Raw genomic sequence first — 19,283 nt, 5'->3', positions numbered from 1 at the left:
AAAATTTTAGCGCAACCGCGCGACCGCGGCGAGTGGCGTCGGCCACCGTTGCGCGGGCCGGCCCGATCCGGCCCCGTCGGCGCACAGCCGGTTCTTTTCGTCAACGAGCTATGGTGTAATGCCGGCATGAAAACCGGTAATCAGTTCAATACTGTCGCGCTCGTCGGCCGGAGCAACACGCCCGGCATCGCCGAACCGCTCGCCACGCTGGCCGCCAGCATCGCGAAGCTCGGCTTCGAGGTCGTGTTCGAAGGTGACACCGCGCGCGAGATCGGCATCACCGGCTACCCGGCGCTCACCCCGGCCGAAATCGGGGCGCGTGCGGACGTGGCGGTCGTGCTCGGCGGCGACGGCACGATGCTCGGCATCGGCCGCCAGCTGGCGCCGTACCGGACACCGCTGATCGGGATCAACCACGGGCGGCTCGGCTTCATCACGGACATCGCGGCCGCCGACATGCACGCGCTCGTCCCGGTGCTGCTGTCCGGCAAGTTCGAGCGCGAGGAGCGCGCGCTGCTCGAGGCGCGGATCATGCGCGACGGCGAACCGATCTACCACGCGATCGCGTTCAACGACGTCGTCGTGAACCGCAGCGGCTTCTCCGGGATGGTCGAGCTGCGCGCGTCGGTCGACGGCCGGTACATGTACAACCAGCGTTCCGACGGCCTGATCGTCGCGACGCCGACCGGCTCGACCGCCTACGCGCTGTCGTCGGCCGGCCCGATTCTGCATCCGCAGCTGGCCGGCGTCGTGCTCGTGCCGATCGCGCCGCACGCGCTGTCGAACCGGCCGATCGTGCTGCCCGACGACTCGAAAATCGCGATCCAGATCGTCGGCGGGCGCGACGTCAACGTGAACTTCGACATGCAGTCGTTCACGTCGCTCGAGCTGAACGACACGATCGAGGTGCGCCGCTCGAAGCACACGGTGCCGTTCCTGCACCCGATCGGCTACAGCTACTACGCGACGCTGCGCAAGAAGCTGCACTGGAACGAACACGCCTCGAACGAAGACGACAAGGCGTCCTGACGCCGCTCCGCCCGACACCATGCTCCGTCACCTCTCGATCCGCGACTTCGTCATCGTCGCCGCGCTCGATCTCGAATTCGACAGCGGCTTTTCCGTCTTTTCCGGCGAGACCGGCGCCGGGAAATCGATCCTGATCGACGCCCTTGCCCTCGCGCTCGGCGAACGCGCCGACGCGAGCGTCGTGCGCACCGGCTGCGGCCGCGCCGACATCACGGCCGAATTCACGCCGCACGACCGCGTCGCGCGCTGGCTCGACGAACACGCGTTCGACACCGAGGACACCGTGATGCTGCGCCGCGTGATCGACGCGAACGGCCGGTCGCGCGCGTTCATCAACGGCACCAGCGCGACGCTCGCGCAGCTGCGCGAACTCGGCGAAATGCTCGTCGACATCCACGGCCAGCATGCGCACCAGCTGCTGATGCGGCCCGACGCGCAGCGCGAGCTGTTCGACACGCACGCGGGGCTCGTCGCCGATGCGGCGAACGTCGCGCGCGCATGGCGCGTGTGGCGGGACGCGACACAGGCGATCGACGCCGCGAAGGCGCACGAGCGCGAACTGCAGCTCGAACGCGAAAAGCTCGCGTGGCAGCTCGCCGAACTCGACAAGCTCGCGCCGCAGCCCGGCGAGTGGGACGAAGTCAGCAACGAGCACAAGCGGCTGTCGCATTCGGCGAACCTGATCGAGGGTGTGCGCGGCGCGCTCAACGCGCTGTCCGAATCCGACGACGCGATGCTCGCGCAGCTCGGCGCGATCGTGTCGAAACTGCGCAGCCTGGCCGACTACGACACCGCGCTCGGCGACGCGCTCGCGTCGCTCGAACCGGCCGAGATCCAGCTGCAGGAAGCCGTCTATTCGCTGTCGCACTACGCGCAGCGCGTCGATCTCGATCCCGAGCGGCTCGCGCAGGTCGAGACGCGTCTCGATGCGCTGCACTCGACCGCCCGCAAGTTCCGGCTGCCGCCCGACACGCTGCACGAGGAACATGCGGCGCGCCGTGCGCAGCTCGCCGCGCTCGACGCGGCAGCCGATCTCGGCGCGCTCGAGGCCGCCCAGGCGAAGGCGCGCGAAGCCTATCTCGCCGACGCGCGGCACCTGTCCAAGGCGCGCGCGCAGGCCGCGAAGGCGCTCGGCACGGCCGTCACGGCCGGCATGCAGGAGTTGTCGATGGCGGGCGGCAGCTTCGAAGTCGCGCTCGTGCCGCTCGCCGACGGCGGCCCGCACGGGCTCGAACAGGTCGAATTCCGCGTCGCCGGGCACCCCGGCGTGCCGCTGCGGCCGCTCGCGAAGGTCGCGTCGGGCGGCGAGCTCGCGCGCATCAGCCTCGCGCTCGCGGTCATCGCCAGCGCGGCGAGCCCGACGCCGACGCTGATCTTCGACGAAGTCGACACGGGGATCGGCGGCGGCGTCGCCGAAGTGGTCGGCCGTCTGCTGCACCAGCTCGGGCGCGACCGCCAGGTGCTGTGCGTGACGCACCTGCCGCAGGTCGCCGCGCGCGGCGACCATCACTTCCAGGTCGCGAAGGGCGCCGACGATCGCGGCGGCACCGTGTCGACGGTCGTCGCGCTCGACCGCGCCAGCCGGATCGAGGAAGTCGCGCGGATGCTCGGCGGGCTCGAGATCACGGCCACGACGCGCAAGCACGCGAAGGAAATGCTGGCGGCCTGACACGGCCGTCGGCCTGCGCCGCTCCAGCCCGGCGCGCTCGCGATACGCGGCGGACGGTACGCGCGTCGAAACCGCGCCCGCCCTGCCTTCGTTCAAACGCCCGTTTCAACCGCACCGAACACGCGCACCCACAGCGCCGTCACGGCCGCCCGCTCGTCCGCCACCACGGCCGGATCGACGCGCGCCTTCTCCATCCCGTCGAGCCGCAGCTTGTGCTGCAGCTTCCGGTACTTGCGGTACGCGGCGCCGACGCGCTCGGCCTCGTCCTCGCCCATCAGCCCGAAGCGCGCGACCTCGCGCAGCAGCGCGATGTTGCCGGTATTGCGGATCAGCTCGGCGTCGCTCGACGCGTGCAGCAGCACCCAGTACTGGACGATGAACTCGATGTCGACCATTCCGCCGCGATCGTGCTTCAGGTCGAACAGCTCGGTCTGGTTCGGATGGCCGGCAAACACCTTCTCGCGCATGTCGACGATCTCCTTCGCGAGCACGCCGCCGTCGCGCGGCGTGGTCAGCACCTGCTGGCGGATCGCCTCGAAAGCCTCGCCGATCCGCGCATCGCCCGCGCTGTAGCGGGCACGCGTCAGCGCCTGGTGCTCCCACACCCATGCCGTGTTCGCGGCGTCGCCCTCGCGCAGCTGGTAGCGGCGGAACGCATCGAGATCGGTGACGAGCAGCCCGGCCTCGCCGTTCGGCCGCAGGCGCAGGTCGATGTCGAACAGCGCGCCGGCACCGGTCGCGGTCGTGAGCCACGTGATCAGGCGCCGCGTGAAGGTCGTGTAGACGTCCGCCGAGCGCTCGTCGGGGTCGTCGTACAGGAAGATCAGGTCGAGATCGGACGCGTAGCCGAGTTCCTTGCCGCCCAGCTTGCCGTACGCGATCACCGCGAACTTCGGCACGTCGCGATGGCGTTTCGCGAGCTGCGACCAGACGACTTCGATCGTCACGTCGAGCACCGCGTCGGCCAGCTCGGACAGCCGGTCGCTCACATGCTCGACCGACAGTTGCCCGGCCAGGTCGATCAGCAGGATCCGGAACACCTCGGCGTGCTGCGCATGGCGCAGCAGGTCCATCTGCTGCTCGGGGCCGTCGGCCGCCGCGAGGCGCGCGCGCAGCGCGTCCTTGAACGCGGGCCAGTCGAACGGGCTCGCGATCACCTCGTCGTCGAGCAGTTCATCCAGCAATTGCGGGTGGCGGATCAGGTAGCCGCCGCCCCAGCGCGTCGCGCCGAGCACCGACAGCACGCGATCGAGCGCGGCCGGATATTCGGTCAGCAGCGCGAGATAAACGCCGCGCCGGCTGACCGTCTCGAGCAGGTCGAACAGGCGCACGATCGTGTCGTCGCGGCGCGCGGCATCGATCGTCGGCGCGGCGTCGAGCGCCCGCTGCGCGACGCGGTCGAAGCGCTGCCGGCTCTTTTCGGGCAGGCCCATGTAGCGCGTCGATTGCCAGATCGCACGCAGCCGCGCGAGCACGGCGGCCGGATCGGCGAAGCCGAGGCCGTCGAGGCGCGCGACCAGCGCGTCGTCCTCGCCGTCGTCGCCCAGCGCGCCGCTCCAGATCCATGCAGCAGCCGTGTCGTCACCCGCCGCGCAAGGGCCGCCGCCCTTCACCTTGTCCGCGAAGATCTGGTCGAACTGCGCCTCGACGAAGTTCCGGTGCTCGTCCAGCACCGTCATCAGCGCCGCGTAGTCGGCAAAGCCGAGCGAGGCGGCCAGCGCCGCGCGTTCGTCGGACTCGACCGGCATCGCATGCGTCTGCGCGTCGTTGCGGTACTGCAGCCGGTGCTCGAGCGTGCGCAGGAAATTGTAAGCATCGGTCAGGCGGGCGCGCACGTCCTCGCCGATCAGCCCGCGCGCCTGCGCATGACGCAGCACCGCGAGCGTCGGCCGCACGCGGAATTCCGCATCCTGGCCGCCGCGGATCAGCTGGAACACCTGCGCGCTGAACTCGATCTCGCGGATCCCGCCGCGCCCGAGCTTGACGTCGTCGGCCTTGTCGGGCCGCATCGACGCGCGGCGCGCGGCTTCCTGCCGGATCTGCTGGTGCAGCGAACGGATCGCGCCGATCACGCCGAAATCCAGATAACGGCGGTACACGAACGGCTTGACGAGCGACTCGAGCTGCGCGGCGAGCCGCTGCGCCGCGTCGCTGGCGCCTTCCGACACGAGGCGCCCCTTGATCCATGCGTAGCGCTCCCACTCGCGCCCCTGCACGTAGAAATATTCCTCGAGCATCCCGAGGCTGCACACGAGCGGCCCCGAATCGCCGTTCGGGCGCAGCCGCATGTCGACGCGAAACACGTAGCCGTCGGCCGTGACCTCGGACAGCACGCCGATCAGGCGCCGGCCGAGCCGCGTGAAGTATTCCTGCGTGGACAGCGGCGAACGCGTGCCGCCCGTCGTCTCGCCGTCGTCCTCGTAGACGAAGATCAGGTCGATGTCCGACGACACGTTCAGCTCGCGGCCGCCCAGCTTGCCCATCCCGACCACGCCGAGCACGACGCGCTGGCCGTCGGCGCCGCGCGGCTCGCCGTACAGCACCTCGAGTTCGGCCGACAGCAGCGCGAGCGAGCGCTGCACGGCCACTTCGGCGAGATCGGTCATCGCGCCCGTCACCTCGGCGACGTCGGCCAGCCCGCGCAGGTCGCGCTCCGCGACCGCGCCGAACGCCTCGGCGCGCAGTTGCCGCAGCGCGCGCTTCAGTTGCTCCTCGGTCGGCGCGGCCGTGCCGGCCGGCGTCGCGAGCAATTCGGTGAGGCGTGCATCGAGTTGCACGCGGCCGAGCGGCGCGGCCGCCCACGCGGCAACCTGCTCGGCGAGCGCGGGCCGTGCGGCGGCCGCGCGGGCAAGGTAGCGGGAATAGGACGTGCTGATCAGGGCGGAAGCGTCGGTCATCGAGAAGCGGGCCTGGCGGAACGGCCAGCCGGCGCGGGCCGGCGTGTGCGCGCCCCGCTGCCGGCCGGCCTCGTGAACTCGGCGCGGCCTCGCGGGACGCTCGCGCGTCCGCCGCGGCACCGCGCGCCGGAAAGCCCGTGCCGCGCTGCCGCAACGGCCGCCGGCACGAACCCGTGTGATACATTTCAACGTCAGTCTGCAAAACTACCATATCGCCGCCCGTCCGCCGCATGTCCGACCGTCAGGAATCCGCCGTAGCTGCGCCCGAAGCGGGACCTCCGAAGCACGATCATCCGGTCCTGCGTCGCGTGTTCAGGGTGACGCTGGCAGTCGGGATCGGCACCTACTTCGTCGCGTCCGGCGCCTTCCTCGGGCTGCGCTACGTCCTGCTGCCCCGCATCGACGAATTCCGCCCGCGCATCGAGCGCGCGGTGTCCGACAAGCTCCACGCGCAGCTTTCGATCGGCAGGCTTTCCCCGAACTGGTCCGGCATGCAGCCGGGCGTCGAACTCACGAACCTGACGATCCGCGGCCGCGACGGCAAGGTCGCGCTGTCGGTGCCGCACGCGACGGCCGCGCTGTCGTGGATGTCGCTGCTGCGGCTGTCGCCCGCGCTGTCGAGCCTGATCGTCGACCAGCCCGACCTCGTCGTCGCGCGCGCGGCCGACGGTTCGCTGAGCGTCGCGGGCGTCGGCGTGGCAACCACCCACGGCGGCAGCGACACATTCGGCACGTGGCTGCTGAAGCAGGAAGCGATCGTGCTGCGCGGCGGCACGCTGCGCTGGCGCGACGCCCAGCACGACGCGCCGGAGCTCGTGCTGTCCGGCATCCGGCTCGCGGTGCTCAACAGCGGCCGCGTGCACAAGGCCGCGCTGCAGGCGCCCGCGAACGGCACGCTGCTGCTCGGTCCGCTCGATTTCCGCGCGCGCTTCAGACACAAGCCGCTCGCGCCGATCGGCAAGCCGTCGAACTGGACCGGCGACGCGTACCTGTCGACGGGCCCCGTCGACCTGCAGACGCTGACGCGCTACCTCGACGTGCCGCTGACGATTCACGCGGGCCGGATCGACAATGCGATCTGGGCGACCTTCGGCGACGGCCACCTGCGCGCCGCGGGCGGCGACCTGCAGGGCGCCGACGTCGCGCTGCGGGTGCGCCCGACGCAGCCGCGGCTCGACGTGCCGACGGTCGGCTTCGGCTGGGACATGGTGCTCGACGCCGGTCACGACTACACGCTGCACCTGACGCGCTTCAACGCGGAGCTCGGCCAGCCGCCGCTGCCGGACGGCACGCCGCTCGCCCGTTCGCTCGCGCTGTCGACGCTGACGGCGCGCTACCGCGTGCCGACCGCGACGCAGGGCCAGCTGATCAGCGTCGTGGGCGACCGCGTCGATCTCGGCATCCTCAGCGAGTTCATCCGCGGGCTGCCGCTGCCGGCGCGCCTGCGCAACGAGCTGATCAAGATCGACCCGCGCGGGATGGTGTCGAACTATCACATCGAGGTCGAGCGCGCGAAACCCGCGCGGCCCGACCTCGCCGACGAAGAGCGGCGCATGGGCGCCGCGCCGATCGTCCGCTACCGCTTCCTCGGCGACCTGCAGGGCATCAGCTTCGCGGCCCAGGAGCCGCCGCCCGGACTCTCGCCGCGCGGCCACCCGCGCGCCGGCTGGCCGGGTATCGAGAACCTGTGGGGCCGCGTCGACGCGAACGAAACGGGCGGCAACGCGCATTTCGACACGGTCCAAGCGGCCGTCACCGTGCCCGGCGAATTCGACGAGCCGCGCCTGACGTTCGACCGGCTGCGCGGCAACGCAAAATGGACGATCACGCCCGCGCCCGGCGAGAAACACGCGCGCGTCGACGTATCGCTGCCTGACCTGCTCGTGTCGAACCCCGATGCCGAAATCGCGGTGTCGGGCTCGTACTCGAACCCCGGCCACGGCCGCGGCACGCTCGACCTGCGCGCCGATTTCGCGCGCGCGTCGGTGGCGCGCATTCCGCGCTACCTGCCGACCGGGATGTCCGAGCACCTGCGCGACTATCTCGGCCACGCGCTGCAGGACGGCAAGGTAACCAAGGGCGCGTCGATCGTCGCGCGCGGCCCGCTCGAGAAATTCCCGTTCGAGCACGAGCCGGACGCCGGCGTGTTCCATATCGTCGCGCCGTTCACCGGCGGGCGCTTCGAGCCGACGCCCTACCCGCCGCGCAAGCTCGCGAACGGCACGCCGAGCGTCTGGCCCGCGCTCGACGGAATCGACGGCGTGTTCGAGCTCAAGCAGAACAAGCTGCGCTTCGACATCGACCGCGCGCACTACAAGCGCGTCGCGCTGACGAAGGTCGCGGGCCGCATCGACGATCTCGGCAATCCGTCACACTCGCCGCTGATCATCGACGGCCATGCGCAGGGCCCGCTCGCCGACCTGATCGATTACGCGGACAACAGCTCGCTCGGCACGATGAGCGGCCATATCGGCCAGCGGATCGACGCGCAGGGGCCGGCATCGCTCGGGCTCAAGATCACGATTCCGCAGCACGTCGCGCATCCGCATACGCACGTCGAAGGCGCGCTCGCGTTCGGCGGCAACACACTGTCGACCAGCGGCGTGCCGCCGCTGTCGGCGCTGCGCGGCAGCGTCCGCTTCACCGAGGCCGGCGCGTCGCTGCACGGCCTGTCGGGGCGGTTCCTCGGCGGCCCGGTGCGCGCGAACGGCAACTTCCGGTCGCACGGCCCGTACACGGTGGACGTCGACGGCCGCCTCGCGCTCGACGCCGCACGCGGCCTGAACCTGCACGGCGCGGCCGCCGCGCTGCTCGAGCACGTGGTCGGCGACGCGCCGTACAAGGTCGCCGTGCGCGGCGCGCCGGGCCGCCTGCCCGACATCCACGCGCAATCCGACCTGACCGGCGTGGCGCTGAATTTCCCCGCGCCGTTCGCGAAGCCGGCCGGCACGCCGATGCCGTTCAGCTTCACGCTGCAGCCGGCGCCGCAGGCGGACGGCAAACGCCTCGAACACGCCGACCTGACGCTCGGCCCAGTGTCCGCGACCTACCTGCTCGACGCGACGCGCGGCCAGCCGCTGCGCGCGGTGCGCGGCGCGATGGGCATCCACCGGATGCCCGACATGCCGCAGGACGGCGTGAGCGCGGCCGTCGACGTCGGCGAACTGGACGCCGACGCGTGGCTCGCGCTCGCCCACACGCTGCAGCCCGACACGCCGCGCGCACCGGAGCCGCAGGGCGCGCCGCGCGTCGATTTCGCGAGCTTCGCGCCGAAGCGCTTCGCGCTCCACTTCGGCACGCTGAAACTGCTCAAGCGCAACTGGGAAAACGTGATCGTCGGCGCGTCGCACGTCGACGATCTCTGGCAGGCGAACATCGCGTCGAACCAGGTATCGGGCTACCTGTCGTGGGCGCCGGGCGGCGGCCACAACGGCGCGGGCGTGCTGAATGCGCGCCTCGCGAAGCTCGTGGTGCCGCAGAGTTCGCAGCACGACCTCGTCGGCCGCGCGATGAACCTGCCGACGCCGACCGACCGCCCGATGCCGTCGATCGACCTGATCGTCGACCAGGTCGTCGCGCGCGACCACGACATCGGCCGTCTCGTCGTCAACGCGCGCAACATCGACGAAGACGGCACGCCCGTGTGGCAGCTCGACAAGCTGGAGCTGTCGAACCCGGCCGCGAAGCTCACGGCGACCGGCAACTGGCGCACGTCGCGCCGCGCGCTCGCCCGCGGCGCCGACGAAAGCGAAGCGCCGCGCCGCAGCGTGTTCGATTTCAAGCTCGCCATCGACGACGCCGGCGCGCTGCTCGATCGCGTCGGCCTGCCGCGCACGCTCGAGCGCGGCCACGGCACGGTGACGGGCAAGGTCGGCTGGCGCGGCGGTCCGACCGCGGTCGACTTCCCGACGTTCGGCGGCCAGGTCGCGCTCGATCTCGAACACGGCCAGATCCTGAAGGTCGATCCGGGCGCGGCCAAACTGCTCGGCGTGCTGAGCCTGCAGAGCCTCGCACGCTTCCTGACGCTGAACTTCCGCGACGTCATCGGCAAGGGCCTGCCGTTCGACAAGATCACCGGCACGAGCCGGATCTCGAACGGGATCGCGCGCACCGACGATTTCTCGATGATGACGGGGCCCGCCAACGTCACCGTACGCGGCGCCGTCGATCTCGGCACCGAGACGCAGGACCTCCATGCGCACGTCGCGCCGAAAATCAGCGCGGGTGCGGCCGCGATCGGGGCGGCCGTCATCAACCCGCTGCTCGGCGTCGGCGTGCTGGCCGCGAACTACGCGCTGTCGGAGACGCTGTCGCGCGCATTCGCGCTCGACTACGCGATCACCGGCTCGTGGGCGCACCCGCACATCGAGCGGGTGCGGGGCGATCAGGGTAAGATGAATCACGGTCCGGCCGATCCGGCGCATCCGGGTCAGTGAGCCGATGGCGCCGGGCCGCACCCCATTTATGACGCAACCGATCCCGCGATGACCGACCACACCCGTTCCGCCACACCCTTCCGGGTCGCCGCGCTGCAGATGGTGAGCACGCCGGACGTCACACGCAATCTCGCCGAAGCGGGCCGCCTGATCGCGGAAGCCGCCGGCGAAGGCGCGCAGCTCGTATTGCTGCCCGAATATTTCTGCTTCATGGGCCACCGCGACACCGACAAGCTCGCGCTCGCCGAACCGTACCGGGACGGCCCGATCCAGCGCTTCCTCGCGGACGCCGCGCGCCGCCACGGCATCTGGGTGATCGGCGGCACGCTGCCGCTGAAGGCGCCCGAGCCCGATCACGTGCTGAACACGACGCTCGTGTTCGATCCGTCCGGCAGCGAAGCCGCGCGCTACGACAAGATCCACCTGTTCAACTTCGAGAAAGGCGACGAATCGTTCGACGAGGCCCGCACGATCCGCGCGGGCGACACGGTCGTCGCGTTCGACGCGCCGTTCGGGCGGGTCGGCCTGTCGGTCTGTTACGATCTTCGCTTTCCGGAGCTGTATCGCCGGATGGGCGACTGCGCGCTGATCGTCGTTCCGTCGGCGTTTACGTATACGACGGGCCGCGCGCACTGGGAAACGCTGCTGCGCGCGCGGGCCGTCGAGAACCAGTGCTACGTGCTCGCGGCCGCGCAGGGCGGCAAGCACGAGAACGGCCGGCGCACCTGGGGCCACAGCATGCTGATCGATCCGTGGGGCGAGATCGTCGCGGTCAGCGATGTCGGCGCCAGCGTCGTGCCCGGCACGATCGATCCGCAACGCATTGCCGAGGTGCGCCAGAGCCTGCCCGCATGGCGGCACCGCGTACTGACCTGAATCCGCCGCGCCGCTTGAAACGCCGCGCGGCCCACCCATCTGCCCAGCAGCACCCGACAACTTTTTGAGAACCCCCGATATCCGCATGAACATCATCGAACCCGGCATCCGCAACCTCGCGCTGGCGAAGGACATCCTGCTCACGCCGTACGGCCTCGACGAAAGCCTGCTCACGCGCACGATCGCCGACATCTTCACGCATCGCGTCGACTACGCGGACCTGTACTTCCAGGCGACCCGCAGCGAAGCGTGGAGCCTCGAGGAAGGCATCGTCAAATCGGGCAGCTTCAGCATCGACCAGGGCGTCGGCGTGCGCGCGGTCGCGGGCGACCGCACCGCGTTCGCGTACTCGGACGACCTGTCGCCGGAGGCGATCGCGCAAGCCGCTGCCGCCACCAAGGCGATCGCGGCAGCCGGCGGCGGCCGCCAGAAGATCAAGGCGGCCAGCTCGCTGAAGGGCATCTCGGGCCGCGACCTGTACCTGCCGTCCGATCCGCTCGCGTCGCTCGACGCGACGGCCAAGGTCAAGCTGCTCGAGCGCATCGAGCAGATGGCGCGCGGGCGCGACCCGCGCGTCACGCAGGTGATGGCCGGCCTCGCCGGCGAATACGACGTCGTGCTGGTCGCACGCAGCGACGGCGCGCTCGCCGCCGACATCCGCCCGCTCGTGCGCGTGTCGGTCACGGTGATCGCCGAGCAGAACGGCCGCCGCGAAATCGGCTCCGGCGGCGGCGGCGGCCGCTTCGACTACGGCTACTTCACCGACGAAGTCCTGTCGCGCTACGTCGACGACGCCGTGCATGCGGCGCTCGTCAACCTCGACGCGCGCCCCGCGCCGGCCGGCGCGATGACGGTCGTGCTCGGGCCGGGCTGGCCGGGCGTGCTGCTGCACGAAGCGATCGGCCACGGCCTCGAAGGCGACTTCAACCGCAAGGGCTCGTCCGCATTCGCCGGCCGGATCGGCGAGCAGGTCGCGGCCAAGGGCGTGACGGTGGTCGACGACGGCACGCTGCCGAACCGCCGCGGCTCGCTGAACATCGACGACGAAGGCAACCCGACGCAGTGCACGACGCTGATCGAGGACGGCATCCTGAAGGGCTACATCCAGGACACGCTGAACGCACGCCTGATGAAGATGCCGGTCACGGGCAACGCGCGGCGCGAATCGTACGCGGCGTTGCCGATGCCGCGCATGACGAACACGTACATGCTGAACGGCGACAAGGATCCGCAGGAAATCATCGCGTCGGTGAAGAACGGCCTGTACGCGGTGAACTTCGGCGGCGGCCAGGTCGACATCACGAACGGCAAGTTCGTGTTCTCGGCGTCCGAGGCGTACATGATCGAAAACGGCAAGATCACCTACCCGGTGAAGGGCGCGACGCTGATCGGCAGCGGCCCCGAATCGCTGAAGTACGTGAGCATGATCGGCAACGACATGTCGCTCGACACGGGCGTCGGCGTGTGCGGCAAGGAAGGCCAGAGCGTGCCGGTCGGCGTCGGCCAGCCGACCCTGCGGATCGACAAGATGACGGTCGGCGGTACGGCATAACCGCATCGCGGCGCAGACAATCCGCGCATTTCGGGTGAAACGCGCGGATTGTCCGCATTTTTGACCGCTGCCGGTTGCCAGCCGCCCGGCGACGCGGTATAAATTCCGAATCAACTTTTTTGACGAACCCCATTCCCGTCATGTCCGCCAAGTTTTACTTTTACTTTTTTTGGTATCTCAGACCGCTGGCGGATCGAGAGGGTTGATGGCGCGTAAAGCGCAACCGAAATTCCCGAAAAAACCGCCGGCGAACCCGGCGGTTTTTTTTCGCCCTTCGCCACCCGGTCGCCGCCGCAGCGGTCCCACGGCCCCCGACCGAAATCACTGAATCGCTTGAATTGATGAATCCGCCGCACGCCCACTGATCGAACGGCGCCCGGAACCTAGGAGAAACAGCATGCCCCCGCACAATACCGACGACGTCCGCATTCGCGAACTCAAGGAACTGACGCCGCCCGCCCACCTGATCCGCGAATTCGCGTGCTCCGAAGCCGCGTCCGAGCTGATCTACAACTCGCGCCAGTCGATGCACCGCATCCTGCACGGGATGGACGACCGGCTGATCGTCGTCATCGGGCCGTGCTCGATCCATGACACGAAGGCGGCGATCGAATACGCGGGCCGGCTCGTGAAGGAGCGCGAGCGCTTCAAGGGCGAACTGGAAGTCGTGATGCGCGTGTACTTCGAGAAGCCGCGCACGACGGTCGGCTGGAAGGGGCTCATCAACGATCCGCACCTCGACAACAGCTTCAAGATCAACGAAGGGCTGCGCACCGCACGCGAGCTGCTGCTGCAGATCAACGAGATGGGGCTGCCGGCCGCGACCGAATACCTCGACATGATCAGCCCGCAGTACATCGCCGACCTGATCTCGTGGGGCGCGATCGGCGCGCGCACGACCGAGTCGCAGGTACACCGCGAGCTCGCGTCGGGGCTGTCGTGCCCGGTCGGCTTCAAGAACGGCACCGACGGCAACGTGAAGATCGCGGTCGACGCGATCAAGGCCGCGTCGCAGCCGCACCATTTCCTGTCGGTGACGAAGGGCGGCCACTCGGCGATCGTGTCGACGGCCGGCAACGAGGACTGCCACGTGATCCTGCGCGGCGGCAAGACGCCGAACTACGACGCGGACAGCGTGAACGCCGCCTGCGCGGACATCGGCAAGGCCGGCCTCGCCGCACGCCTGATGATCGACGCGAGCCACGCGAACAGCTCGAAGAAGCACGAGAACCAGATCCCCGTCTGCGCGGACATCGGCCGCCAGATCGCGGCCGGCGACGCGCGCATCGTCGGGGTGATGATCGAGTCGCACCTCGTCGAGGGCCGGCAGGACCTGAAGGAAGGCTGCGCGCTGACCTACGGCCAGAGCATCACCGACGCGTGCATCGCGTGGGACGACAGCGTGAAGGTACTCGAAGGCCTCGCGGAATCGGTCAAGGCACGCCGCGTCGCGCGCGGCAGCGGCAACTGACGGACGCGAACCGGCTGGCCGTATGGCCCGCCCGGCGACGGCACTGCCGGATTGTCCGGACCATGCCGATGCGTTCGACCGCGTGACCGTCGCGCAAGCCCGAAGGCATGCGACCGGTCAGCGCCGATGCCGAAGTGTGGCGCGGTCACGCGAGGCCGAAGCGCCACGCACGACGCCGTGCCCGCCCCCCAATCAAAGCCCGGCTCGCGCCGGGCTTTTTCATGAAGCGCAGGTCTCGCGCGCGGGCCTCACTCGAGCGCGCCCGACCCGAAGATCTCGGTATGGATGCGTTCCGGCGCGACGCCGAGCGCGATCAGCGCATCGCGTTGCGCCTTCATGAATGCGATCGGGCCGCAAACGTAGTAGTCGGCATCCGGCACCAGCGCGTATTGCTGCACGCGCTCCGGCGTCAAGCGCCCTTCGAGGTCGTGATCGACCCCGGCCCGGTCTTGCAGGCCAACCCGTTCGTACAGCACCGTGCGCTTGACGTTCGCGTGCGTGCGCACCGTCTCGTTCAGCCAGTCGCGGAACGCGTGCACCGCGCCCGAGCGGCACGCGTGGACGAACCGCACTTCACGCGGGCTGCGTTCCTCGACCAGCGTCGACGCCATCGACACCATCGGCGTCAGGCCGACGCCGCCGGAGATCAGCACGACCGGCGTCGCGACGCCGCGCTTCAGCGAAAATTCGCCCATCGGCGCGGTCACCTCGACGATCGCGCCCTCTTCCACGCCGTCGTGCATCAGCGTCGACACCTTGCCGGCCGGGATCGCTTCCGGCCGACCGGCCTCGCGCTTCACCGAGATGCGCAGCCACTTGCCGTGCGGCGCGTCGGACAGGCTGTACTGGCGCGGCTGATCGGCACCGAGTTCGCCGACGAAACGCTTCACCGTGACGTACTGGCCCGGCTCGAAGGCCGGCGCCGCGCCGCCGTCGGCGGGCATCAGGTGGAACGACGTGATCTCGTCGCTCTCGCGCACCTTGCGCGCGACCTTGAACGGGCGGAAGCCGCTCCACGCGGCACCCGCATACAGATCGGCCTCGGCGCCGATCAGGATCCGCGCGAGCTGGCCGTACGCGACGCGCCACGCCTCGAGCGTCTCGGCGTCGACCGCGTCGCCGAGTACCTCGACGATCGACGCGAGCAGGTTCTCGCCGACGATCGGGTAATGCTCGGGGCGGATGTTCAGGCTTGCGTGCTTGTGCGCGATGTGCGACACCGCGCCGCCCAGCGCACCGAGATTGTCGATGTTCGCGGCGTACGCATAAACGGCCTTCGCGAGCGTTTCCGGCTGGCTGCCGGTCTTCTGGTGCGTCTGGTTGAACAGGTTCTTCAGTTCCGGATGGCGCGCGAACATGCGCTGGTAGAAGTGCTTCGTGATCGTCGCGCCGTGAACGGCGAGGACAGGAGCAGTGGCCTTCACGCGAGCCATCTGGTCAGCGGTGATGTGGGTCATGTTCGTTCTCCGTTAAACATGTACACACAATACATCTTTAAAAATACACGCTCCCTCTGGCAAATTGTCGCAGTGCGCAACAACCCGACCGCGCGTCAGCGGACGCGCCCGCGCTCCCACAGCACGTCCGTCCCGCCGCCGGCGCGGTTCAGCACGCGCGCCAGCACGAACAGCAGATCGGACAGCCGGTTCACGTAGCGCCGCGGCGCATCGTTGAGCGTGTCGTGGCGGCCGAGCGCGACGATCGAGCGCTCGGCACGGCGGCACACCGTCCGGCACACGTGCGCGAGCGACGCCGCGCGCGAACCGGCCGGCAGGATGAATTCCTTCAGCGGCGGCAACGTCGCGTTGTAGTCGGCGAGCCACTGGTCGAGGCGCGCGAGATGCGTGTCGTCGAGCACCGCGTGGCCGGGAATGCACAGCTCGCCGCCGAGATCGAACAGGTCGTGCTGGATCGTGACGAGCGCGGTGCGCACGTCGTCCGGCAGCGTCTCGGCGAGCAGCACGCCGAGGTTCGAATTCAGTTCGTCGACGTCGCCGATCGCCGCGATCCGCGCGTCGTCCTTGCCGATGCGCCGTCCGTCGCCGAGACCGGTGGTGCCGTCGTCGCCGGTGCGCGTGGCGATCTTGCTCAAGCGGTTGCCCATGCGAATGTCCTCTCGTGCGCGGCCGTGATGCGGCCCGGTTGGCTGGAACGCGATTATCGCAGCCCGCGGCGGCAGGCGCAGCGGGTGTTACGGCGTAGAATGGGCCGAAAGTTCGACAAGCCGTCAGGAGACGTTCGTGAATCACCCTGCCCCGCCGGCCGCCGCGCGCCGCCCGCTGCCCCCCGCCATGCTCGATGCGCTGCGCGCCGCCTTCGGCGAGCGCGTGTCAACCGCCGACGCGGTTCGCGCGCACCACGGCCGCGACGAATCGCCGTTCGATCCGCAACTGCCCGACGCCGTCGTGTTCGCGCACAGTCCCGACGACGTGCGCGAAGTCGTGTCGCTGTGCGCGCTGCACAGCGTGCCGCTGATCCCATACGGCGCCGGCTCGTCGCTCGAGGGCCACCTGCTCGCGGTGCGCGGCGGCGTGTCGCTCGACCTGTCGGAAATGAACCGCGTGCTGTCGATCAACGCCGAAGACCTGACCGTGACGGTCGAGCCGGGCATCACGCGCAAGGCGCTCAACGACGCGCTGCGCGACACCGGCCTGTTCTTCCCGATCGATCCGGGCGCCGACGCCAGCATCGGCGGAATGACCGCGACCCGCGCATCGGGCACCAACGCCGTACGCTACGGCACGATGCGCGAGAACGTGCTCGGCCTGACCGCGGTGCTCGCCGACGGCCGCGTGGTGAAAACCGGCTCGCGCGCGCGCAAGTCGTCGGCCGGCTACGACCTCACGCGCCTGTTCGTCGGCTCCGAAGGCACGCTCGGCGTGATCACCGAGATCACGCTGCGCCTGCACCCGCTGCCGGAAGCCGTGTCGGCCGCGATCTGCACGTTCCCGACGATGGGCGACGCGGTGCGCACCGTGATCGAGACGATCCAGATCGGCGTGCCGATCGCGCGCGTCGAATTTGTCGATGCGCTCGCCGTGCGCTCGATCAACCGCCATTCGAACCTGACGCTCACCGAAGCGCCGACGCTGTTCTTCGAATTCCACGGCACCGAGGCCGGCGTGAAGGAGCAGGCCGAACTCGTGCAGGCGCTCGCCGGCCAGAACCACGGCCAGGGCTTCGAATGGGCGACACGTCCCGAAGACCGCAGCCGGCTCTGGGCCGCGCGCCACAACGCGTACTTCGCGATGCTGCAGCTGAAGCCGGGCTGCCGCGCGGTGACGACCGACGTGTGCGTGCCGATCTCGCAGCTCGCCGCGTGTGTCGAGGAAACCGAAGTCGACCTGCGTGCGTCGTCGCTGCCCTGCCCGATCGTCGGCCACGTCGGCGACGGCAATTTCCACGTCGCGATCCTGATCGATCCCGACAAGCCCGAGGAGCTCGCCGAAGCCGAACACATCAACGACCGGATCGTCGAGCGCGCGCTGCGCCTCGGCGGCACCTGCACGGGCGAGCACGGCGTCGGGCTGCACAAGATGCGTTTCCTGCCGAAGGAGCACGGCGACAACGCGATCGACACGATGCGCGCGATCAAGCTCGCGCTCGACCCGCGCAACCTGATGAATCCGGGCAAGATTTTCACGTGCTGACACGGCGGCGCGACCGCGCGCCGCCCGCTGCAGGAGACCTCATGAACGCCCCCGTCGAACTGTCGAGCGCTGCCCGCGCGCAGCGCCAGCGCGAAGTCGTGCAGGCGCTGATGGCCGTGCTGCCGACGCACTGCCTGCTGTATCGCGACGAAGACACCGCACCGTACGAATGCGACGGCCTGTCCGCGTACCGCCGCCTGCCGCTCGCGGTCGCGCTGCCGGAAACGGAATCGCAGGTCCAGCGGATCGTGCAGATCTGCCGCCGCATGGAAGTGCCGATCGTGCCGCGCGGCGCCGGCACGAGCCTGTCGGGCGGCGCGCTGCCGATCGCGCTCGGCGTCGTGCTGTCGCTCGCGCGCTTCACGCGCATCGTCGAGGTCGATCCGTACGCGCGCACGGCGACCGTGCAGCCCGGCGTGCGCAACCTCGCGATCTCGGAAGCCGCCGCGCCGTACGGCCTGTATTACGCACCCGACCCGTCGTCGCAGATCGCGTGCACGATCGGCGGCAACGTCGCGGAAAACTCGGGCGGCGTCCACTGCCTGAAATACGGGCTGACCGTGCACAACGTGATGCGCGTGCGCGCGGTGACGATCGACGGCGAAATCGTCGAATTCGGCTCGCTCGCGCTCGACATGCCGGGTCTCGACCTGCTCGCCGTGATGATCGGCAGCGAGGGGATGTTCGCGATCGTCACCGAGGTGACGGTGCGCCTGATTCCGAAACCGCAGACCGCGCAGCTCGTGATGGCGAGCTTCGACGACGTCGTCAAGGGCGGCGAGGCCGTCGCGGCGATCATCGCGTCGGGCATCATCCCGGCCGGGCTCGAGATGATGGACAAGCCGGCCACGCAGGCCGTCGAGGCGTTCACGCACGCGGGCTACGACCTCGACGCGAAGGCGATCCTGCTGTGCGAATCGGACGGCACGCCGGAGGAAGTCGCCGAGGAGATCGTGCGGATGACGGCCGTGCTGCGCGAACACGGCGCGACGCGCATCCAGGTGTCGCGCAACGAACAGGAGCGGCTGCGCTACTGGTCGGGCCGCAAGAATGCGTTTCCGGCCGCCGGCCGCATTTCCGCGGATTATTACTGCATGGACGGCACCGTGCCGCGCCGTGCGATCGGCCCGCTGCTCGCGCGCATCGAACAGCTCGAAACGCGCTACGGGCTGCGCTGCATCAACGTGTTCCATGCGGGCGACGGCAACATGCATCCGCTGATCCTGTACAACGCGAACGATCCGGACGAGCTGCACCGCGCCGAGCAGTTCGGCGCGGAAATCCTCGAATGCTGCGTGGAATTCGGCGGCAGCGTGACGGGCGAGCACGGCGTCGGCATCGAGAAGCTCAATTCGATGTGCGTGCAGTTCTCGCCGCAGGAGCGCGACGCGTTCTTCGCGGTCAAGCGCGCATTCGATCCGGCCGGCCTGCTGAACCCGGACAAGGGCATCCCGACCCGCGCGCGCTGCGCCGAGTACGGCCGCCAGCACGTGCGCGGCGGGCTGTTGCCGCACCCCGACCTGCCACGCTTCTGAGCGGCGCGCGCGGGTCGCGGCCCGTGCCCGCGGCCCGGCCGCGGCGGCCGGCCGTGCCCGCGCGGCCCGTTCGCGCGGCGACGCGGGCATGCGATCCGCGATACGGGGCTTAGGGATAGTCGCGATGTGGAATCGCGCCACCCCGGTACAATCGACCGAACAACAAGT

General features: G+C 69.7%; 11 protein-coding genes. 8 read left to right on the top strand and 3 right to left on the bottom strand.

Annotated elements, in window-relative coordinates:
* Window positions 1–126: 126 nt before the first annotated feature.
* Both VXM69_RS22800 and recN read left to right on the top strand, forming a co-directional pair.
* A complete protein-coding gene (locus tag VXM69_RS22800; protein WP_034187163.1) occupies window positions 127–1,029 on the top strand; it encodes an NAD kinase in 903 nt (300 codons plus the stop codon).
* A 19-nt stretch (window positions 1,030–1,048) separates the two neighbouring features.
* Window positions 1,049–2,698, top strand: coding sequence for a DNA repair protein RecN (gene recN, locus VXM69_RS22795; protein ID WP_034187162.1), 1,650 nt, complete (start codon window positions 1,049–1,051; stop codon window positions 2,696–2,698).
* Window positions 2,699–2,790: 92 nt separating this feature from the next.
* On the opposite strand, the gene glnE is transcribed toward recN, so the two are convergent.
* Window positions 2,791–5,595 carry a bifunctional [glutamate--ammonia ligase]-adenylyl-L-tyrosine phosphorylase/[glutamate--ammonia-ligase] adenylyltransferase gene (glnE, locus tag VXM69_RS22790; RefSeq protein ID WP_175027630.1) on the bottom strand — a complete coding sequence of 935 codons (2,805 nt, stop codon included), beginning with the start codon at window positions 5,593–5,595 and terminating at the stop codon, window positions 2,791–2,793.
* Between the two features lie 230 nt (window positions 5,596–5,825).
* On the opposite strand from glnE, the gene VXM69_RS22785 reads away from it, so the two are divergent.
* The 4 genes from VXM69_RS22785 to aroG all read left to right on the top strand — a co-directional run bounded on the left by VXM69_RS22785 (window position 5,826) and on the right by aroG (window position 13,930).
* A complete protein-coding gene (locus VXM69_RS22785; protein ID WP_059557325.1) occupies window positions 5,826–10,031 on the top strand; it encodes an AsmA-like C-terminal region-containing protein in 4,206 nt (1,401 codons plus the stop codon).
* A 48-nt stretch (window positions 10,032–10,079) separates the two neighbouring features.
* A complete protein-coding gene (locus VXM69_RS22780; protein WP_049028365.1) occupies window positions 10,080–10,907 on the top strand; it encodes a carbon-nitrogen hydrolase family protein in 828 nt (275 codons plus the stop codon).
* 85 nt (window positions 10,908–10,992) lie between these two features.
* Entirely contained in the window at window positions 10,993–12,459 is a 1,467-nt protein-coding gene (gene tldD, locus VXM69_RS22775) for a metalloprotease TldD (RefSeq protein ID WP_034187158.1), read from the top strand.
* Window positions 12,460–12,856: 397 nt separating this feature from the next.
* A complete protein-coding gene (gene aroG / locus VXM69_RS22770; RefSeq protein ID WP_034187157.1) occupies window positions 12,857–13,930 on the top strand; it encodes a 3-deoxy-7-phosphoheptulonate synthase AroG in 1,074 nt (357 codons plus the stop codon).
* A 248-nt stretch (window positions 13,931–14,178) separates the two neighbouring features.
* Here the strand turns inward: aroG and hmpA are convergent, their stop codons facing one another.
* Window positions 14,179–15,387 (bottom strand): NO-inducible flavohemoprotein, encoded by a 1,209-nt coding sequence (hmpA, locus tag VXM69_RS22765; RefSeq protein ID WP_367190184.1) that lies wholly within the window; start codon window positions 15,385–15,387, stop codon window positions 14,179–14,181.
* Window positions 15,388–15,482: 95 nt separating this feature from the next.
* Window positions 15,483–16,034, bottom strand: a complete 552-nt coding sequence (locus VXM69_RS22760) for a cob(I)yrinic acid a,c-diamide adenosyltransferase (protein ID WP_034187155.1) — start codon at window positions 16,032–16,034, stop codon at window positions 15,483–15,485.
* Between the two features lie 136 nt (window positions 16,035–16,170).
* Between VXM69_RS22760 and VXM69_RS22755 the strand changes: the two genes are divergently transcribed.
* Both VXM69_RS22755 and VXM69_RS22750 read left to right on the top strand, forming a co-directional pair.
* The gene (locus tag VXM69_RS22755; protein WP_049035160.1) at window positions 16,171–17,580 is read left to right on the top strand and encodes an FAD-linked oxidase C-terminal domain-containing protein; all 1,410 of its coding nucleotides are present in this window, start codon (window positions 16,171–16,173) and stop codon (window positions 17,578–17,580) included.
* 41 nt (window positions 17,581–17,621) lie between these two features.
* Window positions 17,622–19,115 (top strand): FAD-linked oxidase C-terminal domain-containing protein, encoded by a 1,494-nt coding sequence (locus VXM69_RS22750; protein WP_034187153.1) that lies wholly within the window; start codon window positions 17,622–17,624, stop codon window positions 19,113–19,115.
* Window positions 19,116–19,283: the final 168 nt, after the last annotated feature.

This window comes from Burkholderia sp. Ed8 (assembly GCF_040761425.1).
In the GTDB taxonomy this organism is placed as follows: domain Bacteria; phylum Pseudomonadota; class Gammaproteobacteria; order Burkholderiales; family Burkholderiaceae; genus Burkholderia; species Burkholderia seminalis.
The sequence above is the reverse complement of the archived record's forward strand: the minus strand, read 5'-3'. Positions and strand labels throughout refer to the sequence as shown.

Coding starts and splice junctions, on each gene's coding strand:
- VXM69_RS22800 (WP_034187163.1), top strand. CDS start 127: ATGAAAACCGGTAATCAGTTCAATACTGTCGCGCTCGTCGGCCGGAGC.
- recN (WP_034187162.1), top strand. CDS start 1,049: ATGCTCCGTCACCTCTCGATCCGCGACTTCGTCATCGTCGCCGCGCTC.
- glnE (WP_175027630.1), bottom strand. CDS start 5,595: ATGACCGACGCTTCCGCCCTGATCAGCACGTCCTATTCCCGCTACCTT.
- VXM69_RS22785 (WP_059557325.1), top strand. CDS start 5,826: ATGTCCGACCGTCAGGAATCCGCCGTAGCTGCGCCCGAAGCGGGACCT.
- VXM69_RS22780 (WP_049028365.1), top strand. CDS start 10,080: ATGACCGACCACACCCGTTCCGCCACACCCTTCCGGGTCGCCGCGCTG.
- tldD (WP_034187158.1), top strand. CDS start 10,993: ATGAACATCATCGAACCCGGCATCCGCAACCTCGCGCTGGCGAAGGAC.
- aroG (WP_034187157.1), top strand. CDS start 12,857: ATGCCCCCGCACAATACCGACGACGTCCGCATTCGCGAACTCAAGGAA.
- hmpA (WP_367190184.1), bottom strand. CDS start 15,387: ATGACCCACATCACCGCTGACCAGATGGCTCGCGTGAAGGCCACTGCT.
- VXM69_RS22760 (WP_034187155.1), bottom strand. CDS start 16,034: ATGGGCAACCGCTTGAGCAAGATCGCCACGCGCACCGGCGACGACGGC.
- VXM69_RS22750 (WP_034187153.1), top strand. CDS start 17,622: ATGAACGCCCCCGTCGAACTGTCGAGCGCTGCCCGCGCGCAGCGCCAG.